The organism is Nocardioides cavernaquae (genome assembly GCF_003600895.1).
GTDB lineage: Bacteria > Actinomycetota > Actinomycetes > Propionibacteriales > Nocardioidaceae > Nocardioides > Nocardioides cavernaquae.
The window spans coordinates 455,628-482,071 of sequence record NZ_QYRP01000002.1 but is presented as its reverse complement, the minus strand read 5'-3'; the positions used below and the strand labels follow the sequence as shown (position 1 = coordinate 482,071).

Below are 26,444 nucleotides of genomic sequence, written 5' to 3'. Positions count from 1 at the left end.
CCGACGGGCCGCGGTTCACCATCAGCTCTACGGTGGGATCCATGAAGATCACGGGTGCCGTCCTCGAGCGGATCGCCGACCCCGCGCCGTACGCCGCGTCCCAGCCGCTGCGTGTGGGCGAGCTGGAGCTCGCCGCGCCCGGACCTCACGAGGTGCTGGTCCGGATCGAGGTCGCCGGCATCTGCCACTCCGACCTCTCCGTGCTCGACGGCAACCGCCGGCGCCCGGTCCCGATGCTGCTCGGTCACGAGGCCGCGGGCATCGTCGAGGCACGCGGATCGGCGGTGACCGACCTGGTGCCCGGCACGCGGGTGGTCCTCACGTTCCTGCCGCGCTGCGGTGAGTGCGCGGGCTGTGCGACCGATGGCATCCGCCCCTGTGTCGCCGGCAGCGCCGCCAACGAGAAGGGCGAGCTCCTCGACGGTAGCAGCCGCCTGACCCGCGACGGGGAGCCGATCCACCACCACCTGGGAGCGTCCGCGTTCGCGACCCACGCGGTCGTCGACCGCCGCTCGATCGTCGCCGTCGCTGATGACGTGCCGCCGGAGGTTGCCGCCCTCCTCGGGTGCGCCGTGCTGACCGGCGGGGGAGCGGTGCTCAACGCCGGTCGTCCGCGCCCGGGTCAACGGCTGGCCGTGGTCGGGCTCGGCGGGGTCGGCATGGCCAGCGTCCTGACCGCACTCGCGATCGAGGGCGTCGAGGTGATCGGTGTCGACGCCATCGACAGCAAGCTCGACTCGGCCCGCGCCCTGGGCGCCCACGCGGCGTACACGCCGGAGCAGGTGCGCGAGCAGGGCATCACGGCCGACGTGGTCATCGAGGCGGCGGGCCACGCTCGCGCCTTCGAGACGGCGGTCGAGATGACCGACCTCGGAGGTACGACGGTCACGGTCGGTCTCCCGGCTCCGGATGCGCGCGCGAGCATCTCGCCTCTCGCGCTGGTCGGCGGCGGGCGCACGATCATCGGCAGCTACCTCGGCTCGGCGGTCCCCGAGCGCGACATTCCGCTCTTCGCCGAGATGTGGCGCGCGGGACGGCTTCCCGTGGAGCGGTTGGTGTCGGCGACCGTGTCGCTCGAGGAGATCAACGCCGCGATGGACGCCCTCGCCGGTGGCCAGGTGCTGCGGCAGCTGATCGACCTGCGCTGACCGGACCTGACCGGCGCAGTCCTCGGCGGGCCTGCGGACCGGCGGACGGGCGCTGCCGCGGGGTGGGGCTCAGGCGCCCAGCTCGCGCACGAGTGCCTCGCGCACCAGGTCCGGGATCGGCACCGGGCGCCGTGTCGTCGGATCCACGTAGACGTGGACGAAGCGCGCCAGCGCAGCTGGCCCGCCCTCGCCGGTGAAGATCCCGATCTCGTAGCGGATGCTGCTGGTCCCGGCCTTCTCCAGCCTGATGCCCAGCACCGGCACGTCGGCCGGGCCGATCTCGGCGAGGTAGCGGCAACCGGTCTCGACCACCAGACCCGTCGCAGGAAGGTCGCGCGGATGGGTGCCCGTCGCCTCGGTGATCCAGCCGTTCACGGCGGTGTCGATCAGCGCGTAGTGCACGGTGTTGTTGACGTGGCCGTACATGTCGATGTCGCCCCACCGCAGTGGCAGCGTGCGCTGCACCGGGAAGTCGCTCAGGCGGAGATCGGCAGGGTTCTCAGTCACGCGTCGGATGCTAGTGCGTGTCGCGACCTCAAGCCCCGGTGAACACCGGCGAGCGTTCAGGATCGAGATCGTCCTTGCCGCCCGGCGTACCGTCGCGGGTATGGCTGGATTCGAGAACCCCCTCTGGACGCAGCTCCAGAAGATCAAGGTGACGCGCGAGGGCGGCATCGAGGCACCCGTGAAGGCCAACGGCACCGACGGCATCGTCATCGGGGATCCGCCGCTCTTCGTCACGCCTCCGGCCCCGGACGGGGCGCAGCGCAAGCCCGGCCTGTTCGCGCGACTGCTGCAGCGGATCACGCGCGGCTGAGTGCCTGAACGCGATTGCCTGCGCGAGCTAGCGCGGCCGTCGCAGCTTGTAGATCCACCGCCGCCCGGGGTACTCGGAGACCGACCAGAGCGAGTCGGTCTGCGGGACGTAGGTGATGTCCTCCGGCCCCATCGGCAGCACCCGCCGCAGCGCGCGGAACGCGCCGGGCCGACCGACGTACAGGGTGCCGAGGCCCCAGGGGCCGTGGCTTGCGGTGACGTACCAGGTGTCGTGCACGACGCAGGCGCCCTGCATGCCGCGTTGTCCTTCGCGGTCGAGCAGCAGCGGCCGGCTCAGCCCGTCTTCGGCGGAGCGCAGGAGCCAGGTGACCGGATCGAGGCCGAACCGTGCGAGCTGGGTGCTCATCGTGCGTCGGCCGTACTCACCCGCGACGAGCGCGGGCCCGTCGGCGCCCGTGCGGTCGAGCGACAGGAACGAGTAGCGCAGCGGGTCGTGTCCTTCGTCGGCGGCGGCCCGGTAGGCGAAGCGCAGGGGCAGGACGTACTGGTAGCCGTGGGTCGCGAGCTGATCCCCGTCGCGCCCGACGCGCGCGTGGTCCTCCACGAACGCCGCATCCGGGATCCGCACCAGGTCGTCGAGCCGGAAGACGTAGATCCCCTTGCGGGTGCCGGCGACGTAGAGGTAGGGACCGACCCAGACGATGCCGCCCGCGTGGGCGTGCAGCGCCTCGACGGTCACGACTCCGTCGACGACCTTCGGGACCACCAGCAGGACGTGCCGGTAACGGCGCAGGTTGGCGTCGACGAACGAGATCCGGGTGCCCTTGCCGAACCCGGCAACGGTCTTGGAGTACCAGCTGACCGTGACGACCTCGTGGCCGGCAATGACCCCGGTCCTCGATCCGGTCGCGTCCGCGGACGTGCTGATGCCCTGCGGCCACCACCGCTTCGTGAAGGCGTCGTGGCGGTCCCACGCCCAGGAACGCCACACGCGGAAACCCGTCGGCACGGCCCGGTGCAGCCTGCGGTCGAGGTCGTCGAGCACGCCCTCGACGCCGACCGCGCCCCCGCAGAAGTCCGCCAGCGCGGCGACCTCCTCGCCGCGCTCGTCGGTGCGCCTGAGGTGTACGCCGTGCACCACCTCGTCTGCCCTGTCCTCTGCCATGCATGGCACCGTAGCGCCATGCAGAACCGGAAGCTGGTCGTCGGCGCGGCGGTCCTGAAGGACGGGCGCGTGCTCGCGGCGCGGCGTACACGCCCGGTCGAGGCGGCCGGCCGGTGGGAGTTTCCCGGCGGCAAGGTGGAGCCGGGGGAGACGCCGGAGGCCGCGCTCGAGCGGGAGATCTACGAGGAGCTCGGCTGCGTCATCGAGGTGATCGGCTGGCTGGAGGCGGAGGCTCCGATCGGCGAAAGCCACGTGCTCCGGGTCGCGACGGCCCGTCTGGCCGGGGGCACCCCGCGGCCGCACGAGCACGACGCGATCCGCTGGCTGGCCGCCGACGAGCTCGACGAGGTGGACTGGCTCGACCCCGACCGGCCCTTCCTCCGCGAGCTCGCCGGACTGCTGGGAGGATCAGAGGCGTGAGAGGCATCTTCTTCGACGAGGACGACGCACGCGCAGTGGTCGCACGGCTGTTGTCCGACGGGTTCACGGCCGAGCTCGATCGCGACCGGCTGGCTGGCGAGGACGACGACGAGGACCACCCCTGGTCGGTCCGCACCGATGCTCCGGAGTTCGCCCTGGAGATGCTCGTCGACGCGCACGACGGCTGGCTCGACATGGAGGAGCCGGAGGCGTCAGCGGGACCGCCCCTGGTCCTGCCGCCGCTCAGGCTCCCGGAGGCGCCGATCCGGATCAAGCGACCGGACGCGCAGGACCCGCAGTAGCCCTCAGTAGGCTCGGACCATGTCCGCAGACCAGCGCCTCCTGCTCGTTCACGCCCACCCTGACGACGAGTCGATCCAGAACGGTGCCACGATGGCCCGCTACGTGGCCGAGGGGCGCGGGGTCACGCTGGTCACCTGCACCGCAGGTGAGCTGGGCGAGGTGCTCGTCCCCGAGCTGGCGCACGTCGCCGCCGACAAGGACGACACCCTCGGCGAGCACCGTCGCGAGGAGCTGGCCGAGGCGATGAAGATCCTCGGCGTCACCGACCACCGCTTCCTGGGTGGCTTCGGAGCGTTCCGGGACTCGGGCATGAAGTGGCACGAGGAGGGATACGCGATCGCGGCCGACGAGACCGATGAGCGCGCCTTCGCCAACGCGGATCTCACCCGCGCTGCCGATGAGCTCGTGAAGGTGGTCCGCGAGGTCCGGCCCCAGGTGCTCGTCACCTACGACGAGTTCGGCAACTACGGCCACCCCGACCACATCCAGGCCCACCGCGTCGCGATGTACGCCGCGCAGCTGGCCGCCGTGCCGTCGTACAAGCTGGAGCTGGGCGAGCCGTGGTCGATCACCAAGATCTACTGGTGCGCGATGAGCGAGGGTCGCTTCCGCGACAGCCTGCGCTCGCTGCGGGCCTCAGGTGACACGGAGACGTTCGCCGGGATGGACCCGGACGGTGACATGGGTCCGTTCACCACCCCCGACGAGTTCCTGGCCGCGAAGGTCGAGGGCGGCGAGCACGCCGAGCAGAAGGTCGCGGCGATGAAGGCCCACGTCACCCAGATCGATGCCGACGGCCCGTTCTTCGCGATGGGTGGCAGCGTCGGCACGGCGTTCTGGGGCACGGAGTACTACCGCCTCGCGCAGGGCGTCCAGGGCCCGGTCGGCGAGGACGGGCTCGAGACGGACCTGTTCGCAGGACTCTGATCGCGGACCCGCCTCCCGGGTTGGGCGGAGGCGCCCACCTACGATGGGCCGCGTGACGGATGAGCGACAGGCAAGGGGCGGACGCGTCGTCGTCCTCACCATTCTCGGGTTGCTGGTGCTGGTCGGAGGTGCGTACGCCGTGGCCTACGCCTTCGCTGCGGACCGGGTCCCGCGCGGGACGACCGTGGCCGGTGTCGCCATCGGCGGCAAGGCGCCGGCGGCAGCCGCGGCCCTGCTGGACCAGGAGTTTGCGACCCGCGGCCCCATCGCGGTGACCGTCGGGGGCGCCGCGACCGAGCTCACCGCGGAGCAGCTCGGTTTCAGCTTCGACGCGGACGCCACGGTGGAGGAAGCAGGCGGTGGCCGCTCGTGGAGCCCACAGCGCCTGTGGGACTACTACGCCGGCGGCGACCGGATCGCTCCGGTCATCGACATCGACGACTCAGCCTTCGAGACGACGCTCGCCCGACTCGACAAGGCCCACGGCCGCGCCGCTCGTGAGGGCGCCGTTCGCTTCGCCAAGGGCAAGGTGACGGGTGTTGCGGGCCGTGCGGGGCTGGGCCTCGACCGTGACGACACCCGCGCTGCCCTCGAAGCGGCGTACGTCGCGGGCAGTCCTGCCACGCTCGCGCTGGTTTCGGTGCAGCCCGAGATCACCGACGAGGACGTGAAGCAGGCACTGGACTCGTTCGGCACCCCGGCCGTGTCCGGCCCCGTGACGCTCAGCTTCGACGACACCCCGGTCCGGCTCACCCCGGCCCAGTTCACGCCCGCGCTCGCGATGACTCCGAAGGATGGCGTCCTCGAGCCCGACCTCGACGCTGCCAAGCTCTCCGCGATCGTCCGCTCCCTCCTGGGCGACAAGGGCAAGCCCGTCGACGCGACCGTGGTGCTCAGTGGCGGCACGCCCCGGGTCGTGCCCGGCAAGCCCGGTGTCGACTACGACCCCCAGGACATCAGCGAGGCCTTCCTCAGTGTCGTCGCCCGGCCCTCAGGCGAGCGCACGCTGCCGGTGAAGGCGACGGTGGCGAAGCCTGAGGTGACGACCGCGGAGGCGCGGAAGTGGGGCATCAAGGAGAAGGTCTCCACGTTCACGACCTACTACCCGCACACCGACTACCGCAACGTGAACATCCCGCGGGCACTCAGCCTGATCAATGGCACCGTGCTGGCGCCCGGTGAGACCTTCTCGCTCAACGGCACCGTCGGCGAGCGCACGGCGGCCAACGGCTTCGTCGAGGGCTTTGTCATCGACGGCGGCCTGATCACCACGGCGTACGGCGGCGGGGTGTCGCAGGTCGCGACCACGACGTTCAACGCAGCGTTCTTCGCCGGGCTCAAGGACGTCGAGCACAAGCCGCACAGCCTGTACTTCGACCGGTATCCCATCGGCCGCGAAGCGACTGTTGCCTGGCCCTACGTCGACCTCAAGTTCCAGAACGACACGCCCTACGGCGTCCTGATCGAGACGAACGTGCAGAGGTCGACGCCGTCATCGTCGGGAGTCGTCACCGTGAGCATGTGGTCGACGAAGTACTGGGACATCACGACGACGGCCGGCGACCGCTACAACGTCGTCGCCCCCGGGTCGCGGGTGTCGACGGCGGACGACTGCGAGCCGCAGGAGCCCAACACCGGCTTCGACATCAAGGTCTACCGGCACTTCAACCGCAACGGTGAGCGCGTCCGCAGCGAGACGATGACGACGCACTACAACTCCGCCGACCGGGTGACCTGCAAGGAACCCGCCCCCAAGAAGCCCTGACCCCCGCCGAAAGGTCAGGTCTGGTTCGCCGAGAGGTCAGGATTGGCGCGCCGAGGGGTCAAGCTCGGGCCCAGGTCAGTCCAGGCAGAACTCGTTGCCTTCGACGTCCTGCATGACGAGGCACGACTCGTTGATCCCGTCGGCGACCAGCAGCCGTTGGCGCACGGCGCCGAGCGGGAGCAGCCGGGCGCACTCCGCCTCGAGTGCGGCCAGGCGCTCGTCGCCGACCAGCCCGGTGCCGACGCGCACGTCGAGGTGGACGCGGTTCTTCACCACCTTGCCCTCGGGGACGCGCTGGAAGAACAACCGCGGCCCGACCCCGGTCGGGTCGACGCAGGCGAACGCTGAGCCCTGGTGCTCGGGCGGCAACGACGCGTCGAACTCGGACCACGAGGAGAAGCCGGGAGGCGGCGGAGGCACGACGTAGCCGAGCACGTCGCACCAGAAGCGGGCGACCCGCTCGGGATCCGCACAGTCGAAGGTGACCTGGAACTGCCTGACCGTTGCCATCGCTCCACGATAGAACGACGTCAGCCACGGTCAACCGAGTTCAGTCGCTGACGAGCTCCCGGCAGCGGTGGTGCAGCAGGAAGCCGGGAATCTCGTCCGCGTGATGGTGCAGCCAGAGTGTCGTGGCGCCCTGCTCCGCGGCGTACTCGACGAGCTCGGAGAGCGGCGTCTCGCCGGGCCGGACCTCCACCCAGTCGCGACTGACGTACGCCGTGCCGGCGAGGCCGAGGTCGTCCAGCCCGTGCGGCCACCCGCGGCGCAGCTTCGCCACCCCGGCCAGGTGGAACCCGACCTCCTCGACGACGCGCCAGCCCGCGTCGGCGTAGGCCCGTGAGGTGTCGGAGCCGACCTCGACGTGCACGCGGTCGAGCGCAGCATCGAACGCCTCGACCCACGGCTCGGAACCGTGCGCCTCACACTCCCCGAAACCAGCCCGGAGCCGCTGCGAGGGACGAGGCGGCACGGGCTTGCCGGAGACGATCTCCGCGAGCGGGATGGTCACGGTGCCCCGGTCCGTCCGGACCACGCACGGGTCCCATGCCACGCAGACCCCGAGCACGTCCGTGAACGCCGGACCACCGGTCGGTCCGGTCTCACCGGGCACCAGACGCCGGACCACGATCCGCTGTCCGACGACATGTGGGCCCAAATACGGAGAGCGGGTGCCGTCGGCCATGACCGGGATACTAGGCTGAGCGCAGCTCGCCCCAATGCCCCAGGAGGACCGGATGACCTACGTCATCGCCCAGCCGTGTGTCGACGTCAAGGACCGCGCCTGTGTCGACGAGTGCCCCGTCGACTGCATCTACGAGGGCAAGCGCATGCTCTACATCCACCCGGACGAGTGCGTCGACTGTGGCGCCTGCGAGCCGGTGTGCCCGGTGGAGGCGATCTTCTACGAGGACGACGTGCCCGCCGAGCACAAGCAGTACTACGACGCCAACGTGCACTTCTTCGACGACCTGGGCTCCCCGGGTGGCGCGGCCAAGATGGGTGAGATCGACAAGGATCACCCGTTCATCGCCGAGCTCGAGCCGCAGAACCAGGAGAGCTGACCCCGGTGGGAAGCCCGCAGTTCGGCGGTGTGTCCGCCAGCCTGCCGGACTTCCCCTGGGACCAGTTGACGGCGTACGCCGAGCGGGCGCGCACGCACGCCGACGGCATCGTCGACCTCTCGATCGGCACCCCGGTCGACCCGACCCCGCAGGTCGCCGTCGATGCGCTGGTCGCGGCCGCGCAGTGGCCGGGATACCCGACCACGATCGGCCTGCCCGAGACCCGCCAGGCGATCATCGACTGGTTCGACCGGGTCCACGGTGTGGCCGGCCTCGGGCTCGACCATGTGCTCCCGGTCATCGGCACCAAGGAGCTGATCGCACAGCTGGCGCTGCACCTCGGCGTCGGTCCGGGCGACCTGATCGGCCTGCCGGCCGTGGCCTACCCGACGTACGAGGTCGGTGCTGCGCTCGTCGGCGCGGAGTCTCTCGCGACGGACTCGCTCACCGCGTTCGGTCCGGAGACGCCGAAGATCCTGTGGCTCAACAGCCCCTCCAACCCGACCGGCCGCGTGCTCCCGCCCGAGCACCTGAAGAAGGTCATCGAGTGGTGCCGTGAGCGCGGCGTGCTCCTCGTCTCCGACGAGTGCTACCTCGACTGTGTCTGGGAGGGCGATGCCGTCTCGGTGCTGCACCCGTCCATCTCGGGCGGCTCGGCCGACGGCATCCTCGTCGTCCACTCGCTGTCGAAGCGCTCCAACCTTGCGGGTTACCGAGCCGGCTTCGTCGCCGGTGACGCGGGCGTCGTCAAGGAGCTGCTGGCGGTCCGCAAGAACCTCGGCCTGATCGTCCCCGGCCCGGTGCAGCAGGTGATGACCGCGGTCTACTCCGACGACGCGCACGCAGCCGAGCAGCACGCGCTGTACGCCGCGCGGCGTACCCGCCTCAAGGCCGCGCTCGAATCCGCGGGCTTCACCGTCGACCACTCCGAGGCTGCCCTCTACCTCTGGTCACGGCGTCATGCAGAAACGGGCGGTGAGGACTGCTGGAAGACCGTCGCCGATCTCGCCGACCTCGGCATCCTCGTGGCGCCCGGCGACTTCTACGGCCTCGCGGGCAAGCAGCATGTCCGCGTGGCGATCACCGCGACCGACGACCGCATCGACGCGGCCATCGCCCGCCTCACCAGCTGAGCGCGACCCGTTGTTCTCAGGCCTCGAGGCGTCGGGGTCGGGCCAGGACCGCGATCGCGGCCACGGCAGGCAGGGCCGCCCACCATGCGAACGCACCGCCAACACCTGAGTACGCCGCGACCACCCCGATGCCGACCGGCCCTCCGGTCAGTCCGAGATCGATGAACAGACTCGTCGTCGCGACGGCGGAACCACGCTCGCCGGCAGGAACCCGGCTGAGCACCGTGGCGAAGACCGCGGGCGTGATCAAGGTGGTGCCCAGACCGAGCAGGAGGGCGCCGGCGATGACTCCGACTGGCGCTGACCAGACGCCGAGGACCAGCAGGGCGGCAGCGTCGACTGCGAGCGCCATCGCGGTGAGCCGCGCCGGGTTCGCGCGATCGGGCAGTGACCGCAGCACGATCCGCAGGACGACCACCGTGCCGCCGAACACCAGTGGCGCCAGCGCCCACGGCGCCAGGCCCACCTCGCGCGCGTGAAGCACTCCGAACCCGAGGAACGCAGCCGAGGCAGCAAGCCCCGCGGCGAGCGCTGAGCCGGGTCCCAGCGCGGCCGAGTGGATCAGCCGACCTGCGGTCTGCGATGCCTCCGGGTTGGTCTCCGGGATGCGCACGGCCAGAAGACAGGCCACTGCGGCCAGTGCTGCGGCGGTCAGCCAGGCCCCGCGGAATCCGTCGACCCCGATCGCGACCTGCGCGAGGCCGGGTCCAGTGGCGATGCCGAGATAGAGGGCGAGCGAGTTCAGGCTGAGCGCCTCGCCGGTGCGATCAGGCGGCGCGAGGTCGGCCAGGGCGGCGAACGAGGCAACGAAGAACGCGGCCTCCGCGCAACCGAGCAGCAGCCGCAACCCGACCAGCGCCACGACCGAGTGGACCAGGAGGTGGCCGAGAACGACGACGGCGAAGAGCACGCAGCCGCCGATCAGCAACCGCCGACGACCATGCCGGTCACTCCACCGCCCGGCGAATGGCCGCAGCAGGAGCGTGCCCGCACTGAACGCCCCGAGCGCCAGACCGATGGCGGTCTCGCCAGCGCGCAGGTCGTCGCGCGCGAAGAGGGGAGTGGCGGCAAGCAGCACACCGGCTGCGGTGAAGTAGAGCAACTCGGCGATCGTGAGCGCCACGAAGGCCGGCGTCAGCAGGGTCGCGCGCGACGCAGTGGTCACTCGACCACGCTAGCGCCGCGGGAGCGCCGTGTCCCGTCAGGCCGTCAAGGTCCGCGGACGAGACCCGCCTGCCCGCCCGTCGCCCGGGCAGGCAGGCGGGTCAGCCTCCGCTCAGACCACGCGCGGGAGTCGCGTGGTCGGCAGCACCGAGAACGCCGGACTTGCGTCTTGTGCGCCGGGCAGGGCGCCCTGCACACGGAGTGCAGACACGTCCTCCAGCCGGACCACGACGTGCTCGTTGTCGCCTCGTGCGAGGACGATGCCGTGCCCGTCGACGGCCATCACCGACCCTCCGAGCCACTGGCCCTGGACGAGGCACTGGACCAGCGCCCCGGCCTCGTGTGCTCGATCGAGTGCAGTGCCCATCGTGTAGATCATCGAGTTGCTCATGTCGGACCTCCCCGCCGTGACCCTCCCGAGATCCACCTCAAGGTTGCCCCGGGATCCGCTGGGCCCTGCACGGTCCGAAGGCCGGGACCTTCGGGACCAAGGTCCCGAAATGGTCCCTGCGCGAGGGCGCTCCCCGTTGCGCGGGCTGGTCAGTCCGCGACGTCGACGTGCACGTGGTCGCGGTGCTCGAGGACCTCACGTGAGCCCGGGGCGTCGCCGGGGTCGTAGTCCCGCCAGCCGTCCTCGGACTTCGTGCCCGCGGTCCAGATCTTGCCGTCGAAGATGACGTGCTCGATGCCGAGGCGGTCTGCCTGGGCGACGAGGTAGGCAGCGAGCGCCCACCCCTTGCGCTTGTTCGCCGTGTTGATCGGGCGGACGAAGACGTCGATGGCCCGGCCCTTGTAGTGCGCCGACCCCTCCCGGTGCCCGTTGCTCACCCCGCCGGCCGCGAATCCGCCGACCGGGAGCTTGCCGAACGCGCCCGCGAGGTCAGCCCGCACGACCGCGGCCCGCGCCGTGAGACCGGCGGCGTTGAGGTCATCGGACTCCGCGGCCACGTCGTGTCGCACGACGCAGGTGAACACGCCACCGGGGGAGTTGCCGGTCAGCGCGGACGCGAGCGCCCGGCCGTCCTCGGCATGGTCCTGGTAGGCCTCGGGGAACGCCGAGCGCTGCACCTTCTGGGCGGCCTCGGTGATCCGCATCGACTCGTAGCCATCGATCTTGACCAGCGCGTCGTAGAACGTGTTGGTCGAGTAGACCGGGTCGAGGATCTGCTCCTCGGTGCCCCAGCCCTGACTCGGCCGCTGCTGGAAGAGCCCCAGCGAGTCACGGTCGCCGTGCTCGATGTTGACGATCTTCGACTCCTGGTACGCCGTGGCCAGCGCGATGCTGACCGCGCGGGCCGGAAGCCCGCGGCGTACGCCGATCGCGGCGATGAGCGCTGCGTTCTCCGCCTGCTCGGTGTCGAGCAGGACCGTGTGGCCGTTGACCGTCGTCGAGCAGCCCTCGGGATCAGGGAGCGGGCCGGTGCCGCGGAGGACCGCGACGCCCACTCCTGCGGCGACGGCGATCACCGCCAGGCCGGTGAGTGCGCGACGGGCCATGACTGCGTTGCCTTGTCCGGCTGCGCTCAGTCGTTGGCGTGCAGGGCGGCGTTGAGCGTGATGCCCGTGCCCTTCCACGCAACGGCCTCGACCGCGCCGCTCACCGAGTTGCGGCGGAACAGCACGTTGGAGGCGCCGGAGAGCTCGGCGGCCTTGATGATCGAGCCGTCGGCGAGCGTGACCTTGGTGCCCGCGGTGATGTAGGCGCCGGCCTCGATCACGCAGTCGTCGCCGAGCGAGATGCCGAGGCCCGAGTTGGCGCCGAGCAGGCAGCGCTGGCCGACCGAGATGACCTGCTTGCCGCCACCGGACAGGGTGCCCATGATCGAGGCGCCGCCACCGACGTCGGAGCCGTCACCGACGACGACGCCGGCCGAGATGCGGCCCTCGACCATCGAGGTGCCGAGCGTGCCGGCGTTGAAGTTCACGAAGCCCTCGTGCATGACCGTGGTGCCGGGCGCGAGGTAGGCGCCGAGGCGGACCCGGTCGGCGTCGGCGATGCGGACGCCGGACGGCATCACGTAGTCGACCAGGCGCGGGAACTTGTCCACGCCGAAGACCGTGACGTGCTGGCCGGCAGCCTGCAGGCGCGCGCGAGTGAGCTCGAAGCCCTCGACCGCGCAGGGACCCGCGGAGGTCCACACCACGTTGGCGAGCAGGCCGAAGATGCCATCGAGCGACTGCCCGTGCGGCTGCACGAGGCGCGCCGACAGCAGGTGGAGACGGAGCCATGCATCCTCGGCGGAGGCGGGACCGACGGAGAGGTCGGCGAGCTCGACGGTGCGGACCTCACGGCGTACGCCGCGTACGTCGTCGCTGCCCTCGAGGGCAACCAGCTCGGCGGGCACCGGGGCATCGGCCGGCCTGGCGCCGAGCGCCGGGGCCGGGAACCAGACATCCAGGATGGTCTCGTCGGCGGCAAGGGTCGCGAGGCCGTGGCCCCAGGCAGAAGTCGCAGTCTCGGTCACGTGGAGGGATTCTACGGGGCCGTCCCCGGTCCGGACGGTGCGGCTCAGGTGGAGAGGATCGCGAGCTGCCGCGACTGGGCCACGAGGCGGCCCTCCTCGTCCCAGAGCTCGACGTCCTCGTCGTGGTAGCCGTCGATGACGTGCCGCGTGGTGATGTGGCCGAGCAGCCAGGTCGAGCGGGGACGGCGCCGGAAGTGAACGGTGAGCTGGATCGTCGCCGAGGCCAGGTGGCCGATCTCGGCCGTCACCGGCGGGAACGCGTCGCACATCGCTCCGGCGAGCAGGGCGTCGACCGGTCGCTCGTCGACGGTGCGGATCCAGCAGAGCGACTCGGTGATGCCGCTCGGCGATCCCTCCAGCCAGCCCGGGATCGCCGCGGCCCGGTAGGTGTAGCGGTCCAGGATCGGGATCATCCCGGCCGGGATGACGGTGGTCAGGTCCGCGCACGCCTCGGGGCTCGGCATCGGCGGAGCCGCGTGGGGCGTGTGGGTGACCGTGCCGGCCCGGTCCCAGTCGTGGGTGGAGACGACGGCGTGGGCGATCTCCTTGCCGTCCTGCACCAGCAGCGCGTCGTACGTCGACACGCGGCGCCCGGCGCGCACCTGGCGGACCGTGACCTCGGCGACACCCGGCTGGGCCGGGCGGAAGAACGTGATCGCGATGGAGAGCGGGTCCGGCTCGGCGGCCTCGATCATCACTGCCTGAAGGACCAGGCCCAGGACGTAGCCGCCGTTCGCGGTCCGGTTGCCGGTGTCCCAGTCCGCGGTGACGGTGACCTGGTGGACGCCGCCGCCCAGGGGGACGGAGGCGGTCGCGCGGTCGAACTCGTGGGTCATGGACGTCATCATCTACCCTTGGGCCACAGGCGTCTGAGCCGTCATCAGCGGCGAGCCTCCGGAAGAACAGCCAGACTCCAGATCAGTTGGTCTGGGGCGCGGCCCAGTAGAACCGGACGGGTGGCCCGTCACAGCCAGAACGAAGTGGTCCCGCGTGCGGGGCAATCGAGGTGGTACCGCGGTCCTCCCGGAATGTCGGGGGTGTCGTCCTCGTCCGAACACGAGATGACGACGCACCGCAGGAGACGCCCCATGACGCAGCCCCTCTTGAGTGGCAACGGCAAGACCTACCCCAAGGTCACCACCACCGGTGCGGACACGGTCCCCGCGAGCCCGAAGCTCCCCGCGATCGAGGAAGCCGTGCTGGCCTACTGGGATGCCGACGGCACCTTCCAGGCGAGCATCGACCAGCGCCCGACGCGCGCCGAGGGCGGCGACGAGTTCGTCTTCTACGACGGTCCGCCGTTCGCCAACGGGCTGCCGCACTACGGCCACCTGCTCACCGGCTACGTCAAGGACCTGATCCCGCGCTACCAGACGATGCGTGGCAAGCGCGTCGAGCGCCGCTTCGGCTGGGACACCCACGGCCTGCCCGCCGAGCTCGAGGCGATGCGCCAGCTCGGCCTGAAGACCACCGACGAGATCCACGAGCTCGGCATCGAGAAGTTCAACGACGCCTGCCGTGCCTCCGTCCTGAAGTACGCCGACGACTGGCAGCGCTACGTGACCCGCCAGGCCCGCTGGGTCGACTTCGACAACGACTACCGCACGATGAACCCCGAGTTCATGGAGTCGGTCATCTGGGCCTTCAAGGAGCTTCACACCAAGGGCCTGGTCTACGAAGGCTTCCGGATCCTTCCCTACTGCTGGAACGACGAGACGCCGCTCTCCAACCACGAGCTGCGCATGGACGACGACGTCTACAAGATGCGCCAGGACCCGGCGCTCACGGTCGGTTTCCGGTTCGAGGACGCAGGCGATGCGCTCGACGGGGCCAACGTGCTGATCTGGACGACGACCCCGTGGACGCTGCCGTCCAACATGGGCGTGGCGGTCGGTCCCGACGTCGAGTACTCCCTGGTCGAGTCGGCCAACGCCGAGAAGCCGGGCCGGTTCCTGCTCGCGAGTGGCCGCGTCGCGGCGTACGCGAAGGAGCTGGCGGGTCCCGAGGGGCAGGCGCCGACCGTGGTCGCGACCTTCGCCGGCGCCGAGCTGGCCGGCCGTCGCTACCTGCCGCCGTTCTCCTACTACGCCGGTGCCGAGCACGGAGCCAACGCGCACTCGGTCCTCGTCGCCGACTTCGTGACCACCGAGGACGGCACCGGCATCGTGCACCTGGCTCCCGGCTTCGGTGAGGACGACAAGGCAGTGCTCGATGCTGCCGGTGTCGAGACCGTCGTGCCCGTCGGCAAGGACGGCCGGTTCACCTTCCCGGTCGCCGACTACGAAGGGATGCAGGTCTTCGACGCCAACCCCCACGTCACCGACCACCTCAAGAACGCCACCCGCGGAGAGGGCGAGACCGGCTCGGTCAACCCCGGCACCGTGCTGCTGCGTCGCGAGACCTACGACCACTCCTACCCGCACTGCTGGCGCTGCCGGCAGCCGCTGATCTACATGGCGGTGTCGTCCTGGTTCGTCGAGGTGACGAAGTTCAAGGGCCGCATGAGCGAGCTCAACGAGCAGATCCAGTGGACGCCCGACCACATCAAGCACGGCCAGTTCGGAAAGTGGGTGGAGAACGCCCGCGACTGGTCGATCACCCGCAACCGCTTCTGGGGCTCTCCGGTGCCGGTGTGGAAGTCCGACAACCCTGCTTACCCACGCATCGACGTCTACGGTTCGTTCGCCGAGCTGGAGCGCGACTTCGGCCCGGTCGTCAACAAGGACGGCGTCCGCGACCTGCACCGGCCGTACATCGACCGGCTCACGCGCCCGAACCCGGACGACCCGACCGGCCAGTCGATGATGGTCCGCGTCACCGACGTCCTCGACGTCTGGTTCGACTCCGGCTCGATGTCGTTCGCCCAGAACCACTACCCGTTCGAGAACGCCGACTGGTTCGAGGACAACTTCCCGGCCGACTTCATCGTCGAGTACATCGGCCAGACCCGTGGCTGGTTCTACACGCTGCACATCCTGGCCACCGCGCTCTTCGACCGCCCGGCGTTCAAGTCCTGCGTGAGCCACGGCATCGTGCTCGGCTCCGACGGCCAGAAGATGTCGAAGTCGCTGCGCAACTACCCCGACGTGTCCGAGGTCTTCGACCGCGACGGCGCCGACGCGATGCGGTGGTTCCTGATGTCGTCCCCGATCCTGCGCGGCGGCAACCTGGTCGTCACCGAGCAGGGCATCCGCGACTCGGTGCGCCAGGTGCTGATCCCGCTCTGGTCGAGCTGGTACTTCTTCAGCCTCTACGCCAATGCCGCCGGTGATGGCTATGAGGCGACGTGGCGCACGGACTCCACCGACCCGCTCGACCGCTACCTGCTCGCGAAGCTCCGTGACTACGTCGAGGACATGACCACGCAGCTCGACGCCTACGAGGTGGCCAACGCGTGCGAGTCGACGCGCGGCTTCCTGGATGCCTTGACCAACTGGTACATCCGTCGTTCGCGCGAGCGCTTCTGGGCGGCTGACGGTGTCGTGGACGCCGATGCGTTCGACACCCTCTACACGGTGCTCGAGGTGCTCTGCCGCACGATCGCCCCGCTGGCGCCGCTGACCACCGAGGAGATCTGGCGCGGCCTGACCGGTGGCCGCTCGGTGCACCTGACCGACTGGCCGCTCACCTCCGACCTGCCCGGTGACGACCAGCTCGTCGAGGCGATGGACCTCGTGCGTGAGGTCTGCTCGGCCACGTCGGCGCTGCGCAAGGCCAACCACCTGCGCAACCGCCTGCCGCTCGCCGGTCTGACGGTCGTCTCCGGCACGAACCTGAGCGCTTTTGCGGGGATCATCGCCGACGAGGTCAACGTCAAGGCGGTCAACCTGGTCGCCGCGGACTCCACCGAGGCCGCGTCGTACGGAGTGGAGCAGAAGCTCAACGTCAACGCCCGGGCAGCGGGTCCGCGCCTCGGCAAGGAGGTGCAGCTCGCGATCAAGGGATCCAAGTCCGGCGACTGGTCCGTCGCCGCTGACGGCACCGTGACCGCTGGTGGCCTGGTGCTGGTCGAAGGCGAGTACACCCTCGAGACGGTCGCTGCCGACTCCGACGGTGGCACCGTCACGGGCATGCTCCCGGGCGGCGGCTTCGTCGTCCTCGACACGGTCCTCACGGACGAGCTCGAGGCCGAGGGCGCCGCGCGCGACCTGGTCCGTGCGGTCCAGCAGGCCCGCAAGGACTCGGGTCTCGACGTGTCCGACCGGATCCTGCTCGCCGTGACGGCACCGCGTGGCCTGCTCGATGCTGCTGAGGCACACGAGGAGCTGGTGGCGGGGGAGACCCTGGCCCTCGCCGTCGAGTACGCCGAGGGCCCCGAGCTCGTCGTTGCCGTCAAGAAGGCCTGATCCCTCGCGTCACAACGCATGGAGGACTTGCCCCGGATGAATAAGTCGAGTAAGTTACTCGACATTATGAACCACGGCATCCTCCTCATCACCCGCGCATGGGTCGACCTCATGCGCGTGACGAGCGCTGCCTGTTGCTGATCCCTGTTCCCGCCTCCACACAACCCCTCCCTGAACAGGACCCAGCAATGTCTCTCGACCTCCAGAAGATCACCGCCCACATCGGTGCCCGCGTGCACGGCATCGACCCCGCCGCCGACCTCGACGACGCCACCATCGCCGAGCTGCGCGCCGCGCTGGGTGAGCACAAGGCCCTCGTCCTCGACGCGCCCGCGCTCGACGCCGCCGGCCAGCAGCGCTTCGCCGAGTACTTCGGTCCGGTGACCACGGCCCACCCCACCGTGCCCGGCATCGACGGGGCCCCGAACGTGCTCGACGTCGACAGCGAGCGCGGCAAGGCCAACAACTGGCACACCGACGTCACGTTCGTGGTGGCTCCGCCCGCGATCAGCACGCTGCGCAGCATCACGATCCCGCCCTACGGTGGCGAGACGCTGGTCGCCAACAGCGCCGCTGCCTACGCCAGCCTGCCCGAGCCGCTCCGCGCTTGGGCCGACACGCTCTGGGCGGTCCACACCAACACCTACGACTACGCCCGCACGAGCCAGCTCAGCGACAAGCAGCAGGAGTACCGCGCGGTCTTCGAATCGAAGCCCTTCGAGACCCGCCACCCTGTCGTGCGCGTCCACCCCGAGACCGGCGAGCGGGGCCTCTTCATCGGCGGTTTCGTGCGCAACATCGAAGGTCTCTCGGAGACGGAGTCGCGTGACGTGATCCGGCTCCTGCAGGCGCACGTGACGAAGCCGGAGCACATCCTGCGCTGGTCGTGGCAGCCCGGACAGGTGCTGGTCTTCGACAACCGCATCACCCAGCACTACGCGATCGACAACTACGACGACCAGCCGCGCAAGCTGTCCCGCATCACCGTCGCCGGCGACGTGCCCGTGTCGGTTGACGGCCGTCGCAGCGAGTCGCTCGTCGGCGACGCCAGCCACTACACGCCGAGCCTGGCGGAGTCCGGCAGGACCGCAGCCTGACCCCTCGGGATGTCCTACGGACGGAGCCGTGGACGGCTCTGTCCGTAGGACGTCCCCGGCCCTGGTGGCATCCCAGGGCAGCGAGGCTGGTCGCCGACGGGGCGTTACCGCGAGCGGCTGCCTCGCGGATGGTTGGATGGGCCGCATGACGCTGGACGTGAGCCTGGACCTGAGCGTGGATGTGGTCGAGCTGACCCGTCAGCTGATCGACATCGAGTCGGTGAGTCTCGACGAGCAGGCGATCGCGGATGCCGTCGAGGCCGCGCTGCGGCCCCACGGGCACCTCGAGGTGATCCGCCACGGCAACACCGTCGTCGCGCGCACGATGCTGGGCCGAGGAGAGCGCGTGATCATCGCCGGACACCTCGACACCGTGCCGGTCAACGGCAACCTGCCCGCGCGACTGGAGGACGGCATCCTGCACGGCCTCGGCAGCGTCGACATGAAGGGCGGCGTCGCAGTCCAGCTCAAGCTCGCCGCAGCACTGAGCGAGCCGGTCCGCGACGTCACCTACGTCTTCTACGACGCGGAGGAGATCGCGGCCGTCCACAACGGTCTCGGCAAGCTCGGTGCCGAGCGTCCCGACCTGCTCGAGGCCGAGTTCGCGATCCTCATGGAGCCCTCCAACGCGGTGGTCGAGGCCGGCTGCCAGGGCACGATGCGCATCGAGATCACCACGGTCGGCGAGCGCGCGCACACGGCCCGCTCCTGGATGGGCGTCAACGCGATCCATGCCGCCGCCGACATCCTGACCCGGCTCCAGGGCTACGTGCCGCGCAAGCCGGTGATCGACGGGCTGGAGTACCACGAGGGCCTCAACGCCGTCTTCATCAACGGCGGAGTCGCTGGCAACGTGCTTCCCGACGAGTGCGTGGTCACCGTCAACTACCGCTACGCGCCCGACCGTTCGGAGCAGGAGGCGGCGGCCTTCCTCCGCGACTTCTTCGTTGGCTACGCCGTCGTCGTGGTCGACTCGAGCCCCGGCGCCCTTCCCGGACTCTCGCTCCCGGCCGCCAAGGCTTTCCTGGATGCCGTGGGAGGTGTTGCCAACCCCAAGTTCGGCTGGACAGACGTCTCCCGCTTCAGTGCGCTCGGAGTCCCCGCGGTCAACTTCGGTCCCGGAGATCCGCTCCTGGCGCACAAGCAGGAGGAGCACGTGCCGGTGGAGCAGATCGAACGTTGCGAGCAGCAGCTGACCCGGTGGCTGACGCCCGGGCTGACCGAAGGGGGAGTGGCGTGATGGTCGAGCGTGCCGACATGTACCGGGGGCCCGTTCGCCTGCGGGGTTCCCAGATGGAGAGCTCGACCACGGACCAGCGCCTGCTGGACCAGCGCGGGCCGAGCGACTGGGTCCACACCGACCCCTGGCGCGTGCTCCGGATCCAGGCTGAGTTCGTCGAAGGCTTCGGCTCGCTGGCCGAGCTCGGGCCCGCGATCGCGGTCTTCGGCTCCGCGCGCACGCAGGCCGATCACCCGCACTACGCGCAGGCCGAGGAGTGCGGCCGCAAGCTGGCCGAGGCCGGGTTCTCCGTGATCACCGGTGGCGGCCCGGGCACGATGGAGGCCGCCAACAAGGGTGCTTCGCAGGCCGGTGGAGTGAGCGTCGGCCTCGGCATCGAGCTGCCCTTCGAGACCGGCCTGAACCCGTGGGTCGACAAGGGCATCAACTTCCGTTACTTCTTCGTCCGCAAGACGATGTTCATCAAGTACGCGCAGGGCTTCATCGCGCTGCCCGGTGGCATCGGCACACTCGACGAGCTCTTCGAGGCACTGACCCTCGTCCAGACGGGCAAGAAGACGGTCTTCCCGATCGTCCTCGTCGGCACGGCCTACTGGCAGGGCATGCTGGACTGGATGCGCGACACCATGCTGGCCGACGGGAAGATCTCGCCGAAGGACCTCGACCTGGTGATGCTCACCGACGACGTGGACGAAGCGGTTGCGCTCATGGTCGAGGCGCGCCGCGTCCGGGAGGCCCAGGGCTCCGACCAGGGGCTCGAGCACTCGGAGGGCGCGTCGTCGTGATGTGGTTCTTCGCCATCCTCGTGGTCCTCGCGCTGGGCGGGGTCGCGCTCGTCGCTGCCGGCAACGGCGCACCCCTCGCCCCGGCGTACGACGACCGCCCGGATGTCGATCTTCCTGCAGGGCGTGACCTGACCGGTGCCGACCTGCGACGGCTGCGCTTCGGTGTGGTCCTGCGGGGATACCGCATGGCGGAGGTCGACGCGCTCCTGGCCCGGATGGCCATGCAGCTCGACGCCCGCGCTGACCAGACCGAGGGACAACCGGCTGAACCCTGCCGCGACCCGGGCGAATAGGGCAGACTCCACCGCGTGTCACTCGCCGTCCTCGTCTACCTGCTGACGCCCCTACCGGGCATCGTGGTCATCGCCACGCGCCTCCGTCTGGGGCGGGCCGAAGCGCGCTCCGGCCGCCTGCAGATCTCGCCGCTCGTGCTCAACGTCCACACGTGGGTGGGCCTCGCGGCCGGCGCGACGTGGATCGGCTTCCTCCTCACCGGCATCGGGTCCAAGCGCGAGGGCAACGACATCGTCGGTGTCGTCGCCCTGGCGCTGCTGTGGATCACTGCCGTCGCGGGCCTGATGATCCTGTCGCGGTGGAAGCGCCCGAAGGGAAAACGGTCTCGCTCCGAGGCGGTCGCCGACGCCTGGGGCCGGGGTCCTGCGCTCTCCGCCGTCGCCCACATCGGCCTGTTCGTGCTCGTCCTGGTCTTCACGTGGGCCTACCTCGTGACGGCCGTCTGAGGGCGCTGAGCCCAACGCTGCAGGGCCATTGGACCCACCGTGGTCCGTGGACGCAGTGTGATCTGGGATAATGGTTTCCCCGGTGCTCTCGCGAGCCCGGGCACATGCGCAGGATCAAACGAGGAAGAGGTGTCGCGGATGGCGGCAATGAAGCCCCGGACCGGCGACGGTCCGCTTGAGGTCACCAAGGAAGGGCGCGGCATCGTGATGCGCGTCCCGCTCGAGGGCGGTGGCCGCCTCGTGGTCGAGCTCAACGCCGAAGAGGCCGGTGCCCTCGGCAGTGCCCTCAAGGATGTCGTCGGCTGATCACCCGATGAACCGGATGCCCATCGCGACCGACCTGATCGGGCTTCCCGCCCAGGTCAGGCCTCCCGCGTTCGCTCTTCGCGACGTGGACCCGGCCCGCCTTCCGGCGGGTTCGCTGGTTGCGCTCCCGGTGCTGTCCGGTGAGGACACCGCCGAGGGCCCGGTTCTGGGACCCGGTGCGGAGGCCCTGGCCGCCCTGCTCGACCTGGACCTGCTCGAGGTCCTGGAACAGCACCGGGCGACCGGGGCGGTCGGAGAGGTGATCACGCAGGTCCTTCCCGGCGCCGGCCTCGCCGCCGTCCTGCTGGTGGGGCTCGGTGCTGCACGGCCGCAGGACTTCCGCGATGCCGGGGCGGCGCTGGCACGCGCCACCAAGGACCGGGCCTCGGTCGTCACCACGATCTCGGCGATCGCCGACGACCCGGCCCTGCGGGCCTTCGTCGAGGGCGTCGTGCTCGGGTCGTTCGAGTTCCACTGGCGCTCGGCCGGGGCGAAGTCCCAGCCGCTCGGCGAGCTCGTGCTCGATGGTCCCGTCGACCGGCAGCCACAGGTCGACCGGGCCCTCGCGATCGCGGTCGCCAGCTGGCGAGCGCGTGCGCTCGCGACGACCCCCTCCAACCTGAAGAACCCCGCATGGCTCTGCGAGCAGGCCGCGGTCTGGGCCGCCGAGAGCGGGCTGGGCCTCGAGATCCTCGACGAGGAGCAGCTCGAGGCGGGTGGCTTCGGCGGACTTCTCGCCGTGGGGCGCGCATCCGCGACGCCGCCACGCCTGATCCGGCTCGACTACGCGCCGGGCAAGAGCCGCAAGCTCCCGCACCTGGTCCTGGTCGGCAAGGGCATCACCTTTGACTCCGGCGGTCTCTCGATCAAGCCGGGCGACGCGATGAGCACGATGAAGCGCGACATGACCGGTGCCGCTGTCGTCATGTCCACCATGGCGGCGCTCGCAGCCGTCGGTTGCCCGATCCGCGTGACCGGCGTGATCGCCTCCGCGGAGAACGCCGTCAGCGGAGCCTCCTACCGCCCCGGCGACGTCATCACCCACTTCGGTGGTCGCACCACCGAGGTCACCAACACCGATGCCGAGGGCCGACTGGTGCTTGCCGACGCCCTGCAGTACGCCGTCGACAAGCTCCGGCCCGACGTGATCGTCGACGTGGCCACGCTGACCGGAGCCGCCAAGGTGGCCCTGGGGCTGGGCACTGCCGCGATCTTCGCCACCGATGACGTGCTCGCTGAGAGGCTGAGCGCGGCGGGCGACGCCGCGGGCGAGCGCTACTGGCGCCTTCCGCTGGCTGACGTCTACGAGGAGATGCTGACCTCCAAGGTGGCCGATGCCGACAACGCGGCCGGCGGCCCGGGTGCGATCACCGCGGCCCTCTTCCTGCAGCACTTCACCGGCGGGATCCCCTGGGCCCACCTCGATGTCGCCCCGGTGGGCGACACCCTTGCCGATCGCGGCGTCTGGACCGCCGGTCCGAGTGGCTTCGGCGCCCGCACCCTGCTCCAGTGGCTGGAGCAGGACGCACCCCTGGAAGGAATCTCATGAACGGCCTGACCGTCCGCTGGTCCCTCGTCAACGCCCCCGCTGGATCGGCTGACGCCCTCCGCGACTACGTCGAGGACCCCTCGCACGCACGCTTCACCGGCAAGCCCGGCATGCGGTTCAAGACCTGGCGCATGGTGCCGGACCAGTGGTTCGAGGGCTGCTACGTCTTCGAGAGCGACGAGGTGCGAGCAGCCTTCCAGGAGGAGTTCGCCGCGGTTGCTGCTGAGTCCCCGGGCTCGCAGCTGATCGGCAGTGCTCCGATCCTTATCGAGGCGTGCGAGATCGTGGCGATCGCCGAGGGCGGCGCCGGGTTCGCGGCGTACGCCCGCGGCTGAGGCGCTTCACCGGCCCTGAAACGACAATGACCGCGCCCGAGGGCGCGGTCATTGATGTCTGTGGAGGTCAGTCCTCCCCTGGGGACCATTCCTTCTTTGCTGCCAACAGGCCGTCGCCGACCGGCAGCAGCACCGGCACCAGGCCGGCGGAGTCGGCGATCGCGCGGCCGAGGTCACGGATCGCGACCGTCTCCTCGTCGCGCTGCGCCGGGTCCGCAACTCGGTCGTGCCACAGGGCGTTGTCGAAGCAGACGACGCCGCCCGGACGGAGCAGGCGCATGGCCTCCTCGAGGTACGCCGCGTACTCACGCTTGTCGCCGTCGCAGAAGACCAGGTCGTAGTGACCGTCGGTCAGCCGGGGCAGCACCTCGAGCGCGGAGCCCGGGATCGTGCGCGCCCGGTTGGAGGCGATGCCGGCCTCGCTGAAGGTCTTCTTGGCGAGGCGCTGGTGCTCGGCCTCGACGTCGACGGTGGTCAGGACACCGTCGGAGCGCATGCCACGCAGCAGCCAGAGGCCGGAGACACCGGTGCCGGTGCCGATCTCGACGACGGCGCGGGCGTCGAGCACGGCGGCCAGGAAGCGCAGGGCTGCGCCGACACCCGAGCCGATCGGCACGACGCCGACCTCCTCTGCGCGGGCCCGGGCAGAACGCAGGACATCGTCCTCGGCCACGAATTCCTCGGCGTAGGTCCAGCTCGCGGGCTTGATCGGTGCGGTGATGACTGCCTCCTCGACGGTGTGGCCCAGACCCTACCGTCTGGCCCATCGTCTGACACGGGGGAACACAGGGGGAAGCAGGTTCGTTGGCCCTTCAAAGGAAGCGCCCTGCTGTGCCTCAGGGTTCTCTAAGTTCCGGTCCCTAGCGTGTGGGAGGTCAGGGTGCCGATGAGGGTTCGGGACGGACGACGAGAGGGGATCATCGTGAGTCAGGCAGCAGAGGTCGAGGCAGGTGCCGAGACGGTGCCGACGTGGGACGAGATCGTGGACCGGCACAGCGATCAGGTCTACCGGCTCGCCTACCGGCTCACGGGCAACCCGGCCGACGCCGAGGACCTCACCCAGGACGTCTTCGTCCGGGTCTTCCGCTCGCTCGACACCTACACCCCTGGCACGTTCGCGGGCTGGCTGCACCGGGTCACCACCAACCTGTTCCTCGACGGCGCCCGTCGCCGCCAGCGGATCCGCTTCGACGCCCTCTCGGACGAACGCGCCGAGCGGCTGCACAGCGCCATGGCCGCCCCGCACGATGCCTACGCCGACCGGACCTTCGAGGCTGACGTCGAGCAGGCGCTCACCTCGCTGCCGCCCGACTTCCGTGCCGCGGTCGTCCTGTGCGACATCGAGGGCCTGAGCTATGAGGAGATCGCCGACATCCTCGGCGCGAAGCTCGGCACGGTCCGCTCCCGCATCCACCGCGGCCGCGCGATGCTCCGCACCAGCCTTGCCCACCGCGCCCCCGTCGCCGGCCGGACCAGGTACGCCGGTCCGCTGGGCTTCGCTGCTCCGGGAGTGGCCCAGTGATGGGGCAGGTGATCGGACACGTCGGCTCCCGTGTGGGTGCCCTCGTCGACGGTCAGCTGCCCGCTGAGGAGTCCGAGCGGCTCTGGGTCCACGTGCACGGCTGTCGCCGGTGCCGCGCGAGCGTCGAGCGCGAGGGCTGGGTGAAGATGCAGCTCGCCGGGCTGGCCTCGAGCTGGCCGGCGAGCGCTCCGCTCGGTCTCCGGCAAGGTCTCGCCACGCCGGCAGCCCGGACGCCTGCCCCGGTCCCGGCGAGCCCGCAGCGATCCTCCACCGACCACCGCGGTCTGGTCACTGTGGCCGTCCTCGGCGCGGGCTCGATCGGCGCAGCCATGGTCGGTGTCATCGCGCTCTCCGTGACGGCCAACGGTCCGGACCCGGCCCGGCGCGTGACAACCTCCTTCGAGACCTCCACCATCAGCACCCTTCCCGCCCGGGCGCGGACCACCGAGCCGTGAAAGAGAAGATGTCATCGTGAACGACTACGACACCCCGCCGCAGACCGCCGGACAGCCCGAGCCCACGCCCCAGGTCGAGCAGACCGCCAGCTACCCGGCCTACGCCTTCGCCCCGGCGCCCGTCACCCCGGTGCGCGGCCGCGTCTCCCGCTGGGTGTGGCCGGTCGTGACCGTCCTGGCGCTGCTGGTCGGCCTGGTCGGCGGCATCGCGGGTGGAGCGGCCTGGCAGCAGTGGCACGACGAGTCCTCGTCGACCGTCGGCACGCTCTCCGAGGTGGAGACCGTCACCCAGGCACCGCTCCCGGCCGACAACGGCAGCATCGCCGCCGTCGCGCAGAAGCTGCTGCCCTCGACGGTCCAGGTGCTCGCGGACTACGACGGCGCCGAGCAGGGCGCCACGGGTTCCGGCTTCGTGCTCGACCGCCAGGGACACGTGGTCACCAACAACCACGTCGTCGCGGATGCGGACACGACCAAGGGCAAGGTCATCGTGGTCAACAGCCAGGGCGAGCGGTTCCCGGCAACGATCGTGGGTCGTAGCCCGGCCTACGACCTTGCGGTCCTGCAGGTCGACGGTCTCGAGGACGTCGCTCCGGCCGCGCTCGGCACCTCGACCGACCTCCAGGTCGGTGAGGGAGTGGTGGCGATCGGGTCACCGCTCGGCCTGAGCAGCACCGTCACCTCCGGCATCGTCTCGGCGCTGAACCGGCCGGTCTCGACGAGCGGAGAGGCCGAGAACGAGACGTCCTTCATCAACGCGATCCAGACCGATGCGGCGATCAACCCGGGCAACTCCGGCGGCCCGTTGGTCGACCTCCGCGGCAGCGTGATCGGCGTGAACTCCGCCATCGCCACCGTGGCCGGATCGGCCAGCGGCGAGGGCGGCAACATCGGCGTCGGGTTCGCGATCCCGATCGAGCAGGTCCGGGTGACCGCCGACCAGATCCTCAAGGACGGCGAGGCCCGCTACCCCGTGATCGGGGCCAGCGTGAAGAGCGACGGCTCCGGTGACGGCGCCCACATCGACGCGGTCCAGGTCGGCAGCCCGGCGGCGAGCGCCGGCCTCGAGAAGGGCGACATCGTGAACGCCCTCGACGGCAAGCCGGTCACCGACAACGCCTCGCTGATCGTCGCGATCCGCTCGCACCTCCCCGGTGACGAGGTCACGCTGACCGTGGTCCGCGATGGCAAGGAGCGCTCGGTCAAGGTCGAGCTCGACTCCAAGGTCGGCTGACCG

30 protein-coding genes are annotated in these 26,444 nt (G+C 70.4%); 20 read left to right on the top strand and 10 right to left on the bottom strand.

Annotated elements, in window-relative coordinates:
- Positions 1–41: 41 nt before the first annotated feature.
- Positions 42–1,148 (top strand): alcohol dehydrogenase catalytic domain-containing protein, encoded by a 1,107-nt coding sequence (locus D4739_RS02475; RefSeq protein WP_120059103.1) that lies wholly within the window; start codon positions 42–44, stop codon positions 1,146–1,148.
- Positions 1,149–1,217: 69 nt separating this feature from the next.
- On the opposite strand, the gene D4739_RS02470 is transcribed toward D4739_RS02475, so the two are convergent.
- A complete protein-coding gene (locus tag D4739_RS02470; protein WP_238473482.1) occupies positions 1,218–1,655 on the bottom strand; it encodes an acyl-CoA thioesterase in 438 nt (145 codons plus the stop codon).
- A 100-nt stretch (positions 1,656–1,755) separates the two neighbouring features.
- Between D4739_RS02470 and D4739_RS16750 the strand changes: the two genes are divergently transcribed.
- The gene (locus tag D4739_RS16750) at positions 1,756–1,965 is read left to right on the top strand and encodes a hypothetical protein (protein ID WP_182920500.1); all 210 of its coding nucleotides are present in this window, start codon (positions 1,756–1,758) and stop codon (positions 1,963–1,965) included.
- Positions 1,966–1,992: 27 nt separating this feature from the next.
- Here the strand turns inward: D4739_RS16750 and D4739_RS02465 are convergent, their stop codons facing one another.
- Positions 1,993–3,090 (bottom strand): hypothetical protein, encoded by a 1,098-nt coding sequence (locus D4739_RS02465; protein ID WP_182920276.1) that lies wholly within the window; start codon positions 3,088–3,090, stop codon positions 1,993–1,995.
- Positions 3,091–3,108: 18 nt separating this feature from the next.
- Here D4739_RS02465 and D4739_RS02460 point away from each other — a divergent pair, with 18 nt between their 5' ends.
- Genes D4739_RS02460 through D4739_RS02445 form a run of 4 tightly spaced genes read left to right on the top strand, consistent with a single transcriptional unit; the run spans position 3,109 to position 6,505 of the window.
- Entirely contained in the window at positions 3,109–3,510 is a 402-nt protein-coding gene (locus tag D4739_RS02460; RefSeq protein WP_120061687.1) for a (deoxy)nucleoside triphosphate pyrophosphohydrolase, read from the top strand.
- Positions 3,507–3,812 (top strand): hypothetical protein, encoded by a 306-nt coding sequence (locus D4739_RS02455; protein ID WP_238473481.1) that lies wholly within the window; start codon positions 3,507–3,509, stop codon positions 3,810–3,812. The genes D4739_RS02460 and D4739_RS02455 overlap by 4 nt, the downstream gene beginning before the upstream one ends.
- 19 nt (positions 3,813–3,831) lie before the next feature.
- Positions 3,832–4,740 (top strand): N-acetyl-1-D-myo-inositol-2-amino-2-deoxy-alpha-D-glucopyranoside deacetylase, encoded by a 909-nt coding sequence (gene mshB, locus D4739_RS02450; protein WP_120059100.1) that lies wholly within the window; start codon positions 3,832–3,834, stop codon positions 4,738–4,740.
- 52 nt (positions 4,741–4,792) lie between these two features.
- On the top strand, positions 4,793–6,505 hold the full coding sequence (locus D4739_RS02445; protein WP_147384761.1) for a VanW family protein: 1,713 nt from the start codon (positions 4,793–4,795) through the stop codon (positions 6,503–6,505).
- A gap of 75 nt (positions 6,506–6,580) precedes the next feature.
- Here the strand turns inward: D4739_RS02445 and D4739_RS02440 are convergent, their stop codons facing one another.
- Together D4739_RS02440 and D4739_RS02435 are read right to left on the bottom strand one after the other, a co-directional pair.
- Positions 6,581–7,015, bottom strand: a complete 435-nt coding sequence (locus D4739_RS02440) for a VOC family protein (RefSeq protein ID WP_120059098.1) — start codon at positions 7,013–7,015, stop codon at positions 6,581–6,583.
- A gap of 40 nt (positions 7,016–7,055) precedes the next feature.
- Positions 7,056–7,691, bottom strand: a complete 636-nt coding sequence (locus D4739_RS02435; protein WP_147384760.1) for a putative acetyltransferase — start codon at positions 7,689–7,691, stop codon at positions 7,056–7,058.
- 52 nt (positions 7,692–7,743) lie between these two features.
- Between D4739_RS02435 and fdxA the strand changes: the two genes are divergently transcribed.
- Together fdxA and dapC are read left to right on the top strand one after the other, a co-directional pair.
- The gene (gene fdxA / locus D4739_RS02430; protein ID WP_120059096.1) at positions 7,744–8,070 is read left to right on the top strand and encodes a ferredoxin; all 327 of its coding nucleotides are present in this window, start codon (positions 7,744–7,746) and stop codon (positions 8,068–8,070) included.
- 5 nt (positions 8,071–8,075) lie between these two features.
- On the top strand, positions 8,076–9,203 hold the full coding sequence (gene dapC / locus D4739_RS02425; protein WP_238473480.1) for a succinyldiaminopimelate transaminase: 1,128 nt from the start codon (positions 8,076–8,078) through the stop codon (positions 9,201–9,203).
- A gap of 16 nt (positions 9,204–9,219) precedes the next feature.
- On the opposite strand, the gene D4739_RS02420 is transcribed toward dapC, so the two are convergent.
- The 5 genes from D4739_RS02420 to D4739_RS02400 form a co-directional block, all read right to left on the bottom strand.
- Positions 9,220–10,368, bottom strand: a complete 1,149-nt coding sequence (locus D4739_RS02420; protein WP_120059095.1) for an MFS transporter — start codon at positions 10,366–10,368, stop codon at positions 9,220–9,222.
- 111 nt (positions 10,369–10,479) lie between these two features.
- Complete coding sequence (locus tag D4739_RS02415) at positions 10,480–10,758, bottom strand: hypothetical protein (protein ID WP_120059094.1); 279 nt, start codon at positions 10,756–10,758, stop codon at positions 10,480–10,482.
- Between the two features lie 149 nt (positions 10,759–10,907).
- Positions 10,908–11,864, bottom strand: a complete 957-nt coding sequence (locus D4739_RS02410) for a VldE C-terminal domain-containing protein (protein WP_120059093.1) — start codon at positions 11,862–11,864, stop codon at positions 10,908–10,910.
- A 26-nt stretch (positions 11,865–11,890) separates the two neighbouring features.
- Complete coding sequence (gene dapD / locus D4739_RS02405) at positions 11,891–12,832, bottom strand: 2,3,4,5-tetrahydropyridine-2,6-dicarboxylate N-succinyltransferase (RefSeq protein ID WP_120059092.1); 942 nt, start codon at positions 12,830–12,832, stop codon at positions 11,891–11,893.
- A gap of 44 nt (positions 12,833–12,876) precedes the next feature.
- Entirely contained in the window at positions 12,877–13,668 is a 792-nt protein-coding gene (locus tag D4739_RS02400; protein ID WP_182920275.1) for an acyl-CoA thioesterase, read from the bottom strand.
- A 252-nt stretch (positions 13,669–13,920) separates the two neighbouring features.
- Here D4739_RS02400 and ileS point away from each other — a divergent pair, with 252 nt between their 5' ends.
- The 9 genes from ileS to D4739_RS02355 all read left to right on the top strand — a co-directional run bounded on the left by ileS (position 13,921) and on the right by D4739_RS02355 (position 23,230).
- Positions 13,921–17,178 (top strand): isoleucine--tRNA ligase, encoded by a 3,258-nt coding sequence (ileS, locus tag D4739_RS02395; protein WP_120059090.1) that lies wholly within the window; start codon positions 13,921–13,923, stop codon positions 17,176–17,178.
- A 188-nt stretch (positions 17,179–17,366) separates the two neighbouring features.
- Positions 17,367–18,275 (top strand): TauD/TfdA dioxygenase family protein, encoded by a 909-nt coding sequence (locus D4739_RS02390; RefSeq protein WP_120059089.1) that lies wholly within the window; start codon positions 17,367–17,369, stop codon positions 18,273–18,275.
- 145 nt (positions 18,276–18,420) lie between these two features.
- Positions 18,421–19,515: a succinyl-diaminopimelate desuccinylase gene (dapE, locus tag D4739_RS02385; RefSeq protein WP_182920274.1), complete on the top strand. Its 1,095-nt coding sequence runs from the start codon at positions 18,421–18,423 to the stop codon at positions 19,513–19,515.
- Positions 19,515–20,300, top strand: a complete 786-nt coding sequence (locus D4739_RS02380) for an LOG family protein (protein ID WP_120059087.1) — start codon at positions 19,515–19,517, stop codon at positions 20,298–20,300. The genes dapE and D4739_RS02380 overlap by 1 nt, the downstream gene beginning before the upstream one ends.
- Positions 20,300–20,593 carry a DivIVA domain-containing protein gene (locus D4739_RS02375; RefSeq protein ID WP_120059086.1) on the top strand — a complete coding sequence of 98 codons (294 nt, stop codon included), beginning with the start codon at positions 20,300–20,302 and terminating at the stop codon, positions 20,591–20,593. The genes D4739_RS02380 and D4739_RS02375 overlap by 1 nt, the downstream gene beginning before the upstream one ends.
- Before the next feature lie 15 nt (positions 20,594–20,608).
- Positions 20,609–21,040: a hypothetical protein gene (locus D4739_RS02370; protein WP_120059085.1), complete on the top strand. Its 432-nt coding sequence runs from the start codon at positions 20,609–20,611 to the stop codon at positions 21,038–21,040.
- Positions 21,041–21,178: 138 nt separating this feature from the next.
- Positions 21,179–21,346 (top strand): DUF3117 domain-containing protein, encoded by a 168-nt coding sequence (locus D4739_RS02365; RefSeq protein ID WP_120059084.1) that lies wholly within the window; start codon positions 21,179–21,181, stop codon positions 21,344–21,346.
- A 7-nt stretch (positions 21,347–21,353) separates the two neighbouring features.
- On the top strand, positions 21,354–22,895 hold the full coding sequence (locus D4739_RS02360; RefSeq protein WP_238473479.1) for a leucyl aminopeptidase family protein: 1,542 nt from the start codon (positions 21,354–21,356) through the stop codon (positions 22,893–22,895).
- A complete protein-coding gene (locus tag D4739_RS02355; RefSeq protein ID WP_120059083.1) occupies positions 22,892–23,230 on the top strand; it encodes a hypothetical protein in 339 nt (112 codons plus the stop codon). Before D4739_RS02360 ends, D4739_RS02355 begins: the two co-directional genes overlap by 4 nt.
- Positions 23,231–23,297: 67 nt before the next feature.
- On the opposite strand, the gene D4739_RS02350 is transcribed toward D4739_RS02355, so the two are convergent.
- Complete coding sequence (locus D4739_RS02350; RefSeq protein WP_274380461.1) at positions 23,298–23,903, bottom strand: O-methyltransferase; 606 nt, start codon at positions 23,901–23,903, stop codon at positions 23,298–23,300.
- Positions 23,904–24,152: 249 nt separating this feature from the next.
- Here D4739_RS02350 and sigE point away from each other — a divergent pair, with 249 nt between their 5' ends.
- Genes sigE through D4739_RS02335 form a run of 3 tightly spaced genes read left to right on the top strand, consistent with a single transcriptional unit; the run spans position 24,153 to position 26,441 of the window.
- The gene (sigE, locus tag D4739_RS02345) at positions 24,153–24,752 is read left to right on the top strand and encodes an RNA polymerase sigma factor SigE (RefSeq protein ID WP_238473478.1); all 600 of its coding nucleotides are present in this window, start codon (positions 24,153–24,155) and stop codon (positions 24,750–24,752) included.
- Positions 24,752–25,207 carry a zf-HC2 domain-containing protein gene (locus tag D4739_RS02340; protein WP_120059081.1) on the top strand — a complete coding sequence of 152 codons (456 nt, stop codon included), beginning with the start codon at positions 24,752–24,754 and terminating at the stop codon, positions 25,205–25,207. The genes sigE and D4739_RS02340 overlap by 1 nt, the downstream gene beginning before the upstream one ends.
- 16 nt (positions 25,208–25,223) lie before the next feature.
- On the top strand, positions 25,224–26,441 hold the full coding sequence (locus D4739_RS02335) for a S1C family serine protease (protein WP_120059080.1): 1,218 nt from the start codon (positions 25,224–25,226) through the stop codon (positions 26,439–26,441).
- Positions 26,442–26,444: the final 3 nt, after the last annotated feature.

Excerpts from the sequence above, each read along its gene's own strand:
- D4739_RS02475 (WP_120059103.1), top strand. The coding sequence starts at position 42 with ATGAAGATCACGGGTGCCGTCCTCGAGCGGATCGCCGACCCCGCGCCG.
- D4739_RS16750 (WP_182920500.1), top strand. The coding sequence starts at position 1,756 with ATGGCTGGATTCGAGAACCCCCTCTGGACGCAGCTCCAGAAGATCAAG.
- D4739_RS02465 (WP_182920276.1), bottom strand. The coding sequence starts at position 3,090 with ATGGCAGAGGACAGGGCAGACGAGGTGGTGCACGGCGTACACCTCAGG.
- D4739_RS02460 (WP_120061687.1), top strand. The coding sequence starts at position 3,109 with ATGCAGAACCGGAAGCTGGTCGTCGGCGCGGCGGTCCTGAAGGACGGG.
- mshB (WP_120059100.1), top strand. The coding sequence starts at position 3,832 with ATGTCCGCAGACCAGCGCCTCCTGCTCGTTCACGCCCACCCTGACGAC.
- D4739_RS02440 (WP_120059098.1), bottom strand. The coding sequence starts at position 7,015 with ATGGCAACGGTCAGGCAGTTCCAGGTCACCTTCGACTGTGCGGATCCC.
- D4739_RS02435 (WP_147384760.1), bottom strand. The coding sequence starts at position 7,691 with ATGGCCGACGGCACCCGCTCTCCGTATTTGGGCCCACATGTCGTCGGA.
- fdxA (WP_120059096.1), top strand. The coding sequence starts at position 7,744 with ATGACCTACGTCATCGCCCAGCCGTGTGTCGACGTCAAGGACCGCGCC.
- D4739_RS02415 (WP_120059094.1), bottom strand. The coding sequence starts at position 10,758 with ATGAGCAACTCGATGATCTACACGATGGGCACTGCACTCGATCGAGCA.
- D4739_RS02410 (WP_120059093.1), bottom strand. The coding sequence starts at position 11,864 with ATGGCCCGTCGCGCACTCACCGGCCTGGCGGTGATCGCCGTCGCCGCA.
- D4739_RS02400 (WP_182920275.1), bottom strand. The coding sequence starts at position 13,668 with ATGACCCACGAGTTCGACCGCGCGACCGCCTCCGTCCCCCTGGGCGGC.
- ileS (WP_120059090.1), top strand. The coding sequence starts at position 13,921 with ATGACGCAGCCCCTCTTGAGTGGCAACGGCAAGACCTACCCCAAGGTC.
- D4739_RS02390 (WP_120059089.1), top strand. The coding sequence starts at position 17,367 with ATGTCTCTCGACCTCCAGAAGATCACCGCCCACATCGGTGCCCGCGTG.
- dapE (WP_182920274.1), top strand. The coding sequence starts at position 18,421 with ATGACGCTGGACGTGAGCCTGGACCTGAGCGTGGATGTGGTCGAGCTG.
- D4739_RS02380 (WP_120059087.1), top strand. The coding sequence starts at position 19,515 with ATGGTCGAGCGTGCCGACATGTACCGGGGGCCCGTTCGCCTGCGGGGT.
- D4739_RS02375 (WP_120059086.1), top strand. The coding sequence starts at position 20,300 with ATGTGGTTCTTCGCCATCCTCGTGGTCCTCGCGCTGGGCGGGGTCGCG.
- D4739_RS02365 (WP_120059084.1), top strand. The coding sequence starts at position 21,179 with ATGGCGGCAATGAAGCCCCGGACCGGCGACGGTCCGCTTGAGGTCACC.
- D4739_RS02360 (WP_238473479.1), top strand. The coding sequence starts at position 21,354 with ATGAACCGGATGCCCATCGCGACCGACCTGATCGGGCTTCCCGCCCAG.
- D4739_RS02355 (WP_120059083.1), top strand. The coding sequence starts at position 22,892 with ATGAACGGCCTGACCGTCCGCTGGTCCCTCGTCAACGCCCCCGCTGGA.
- D4739_RS02340 (WP_120059081.1), top strand. The coding sequence starts at position 24,752 with ATGGGGCAGGTGATCGGACACGTCGGCTCCCGTGTGGGTGCCCTCGTC.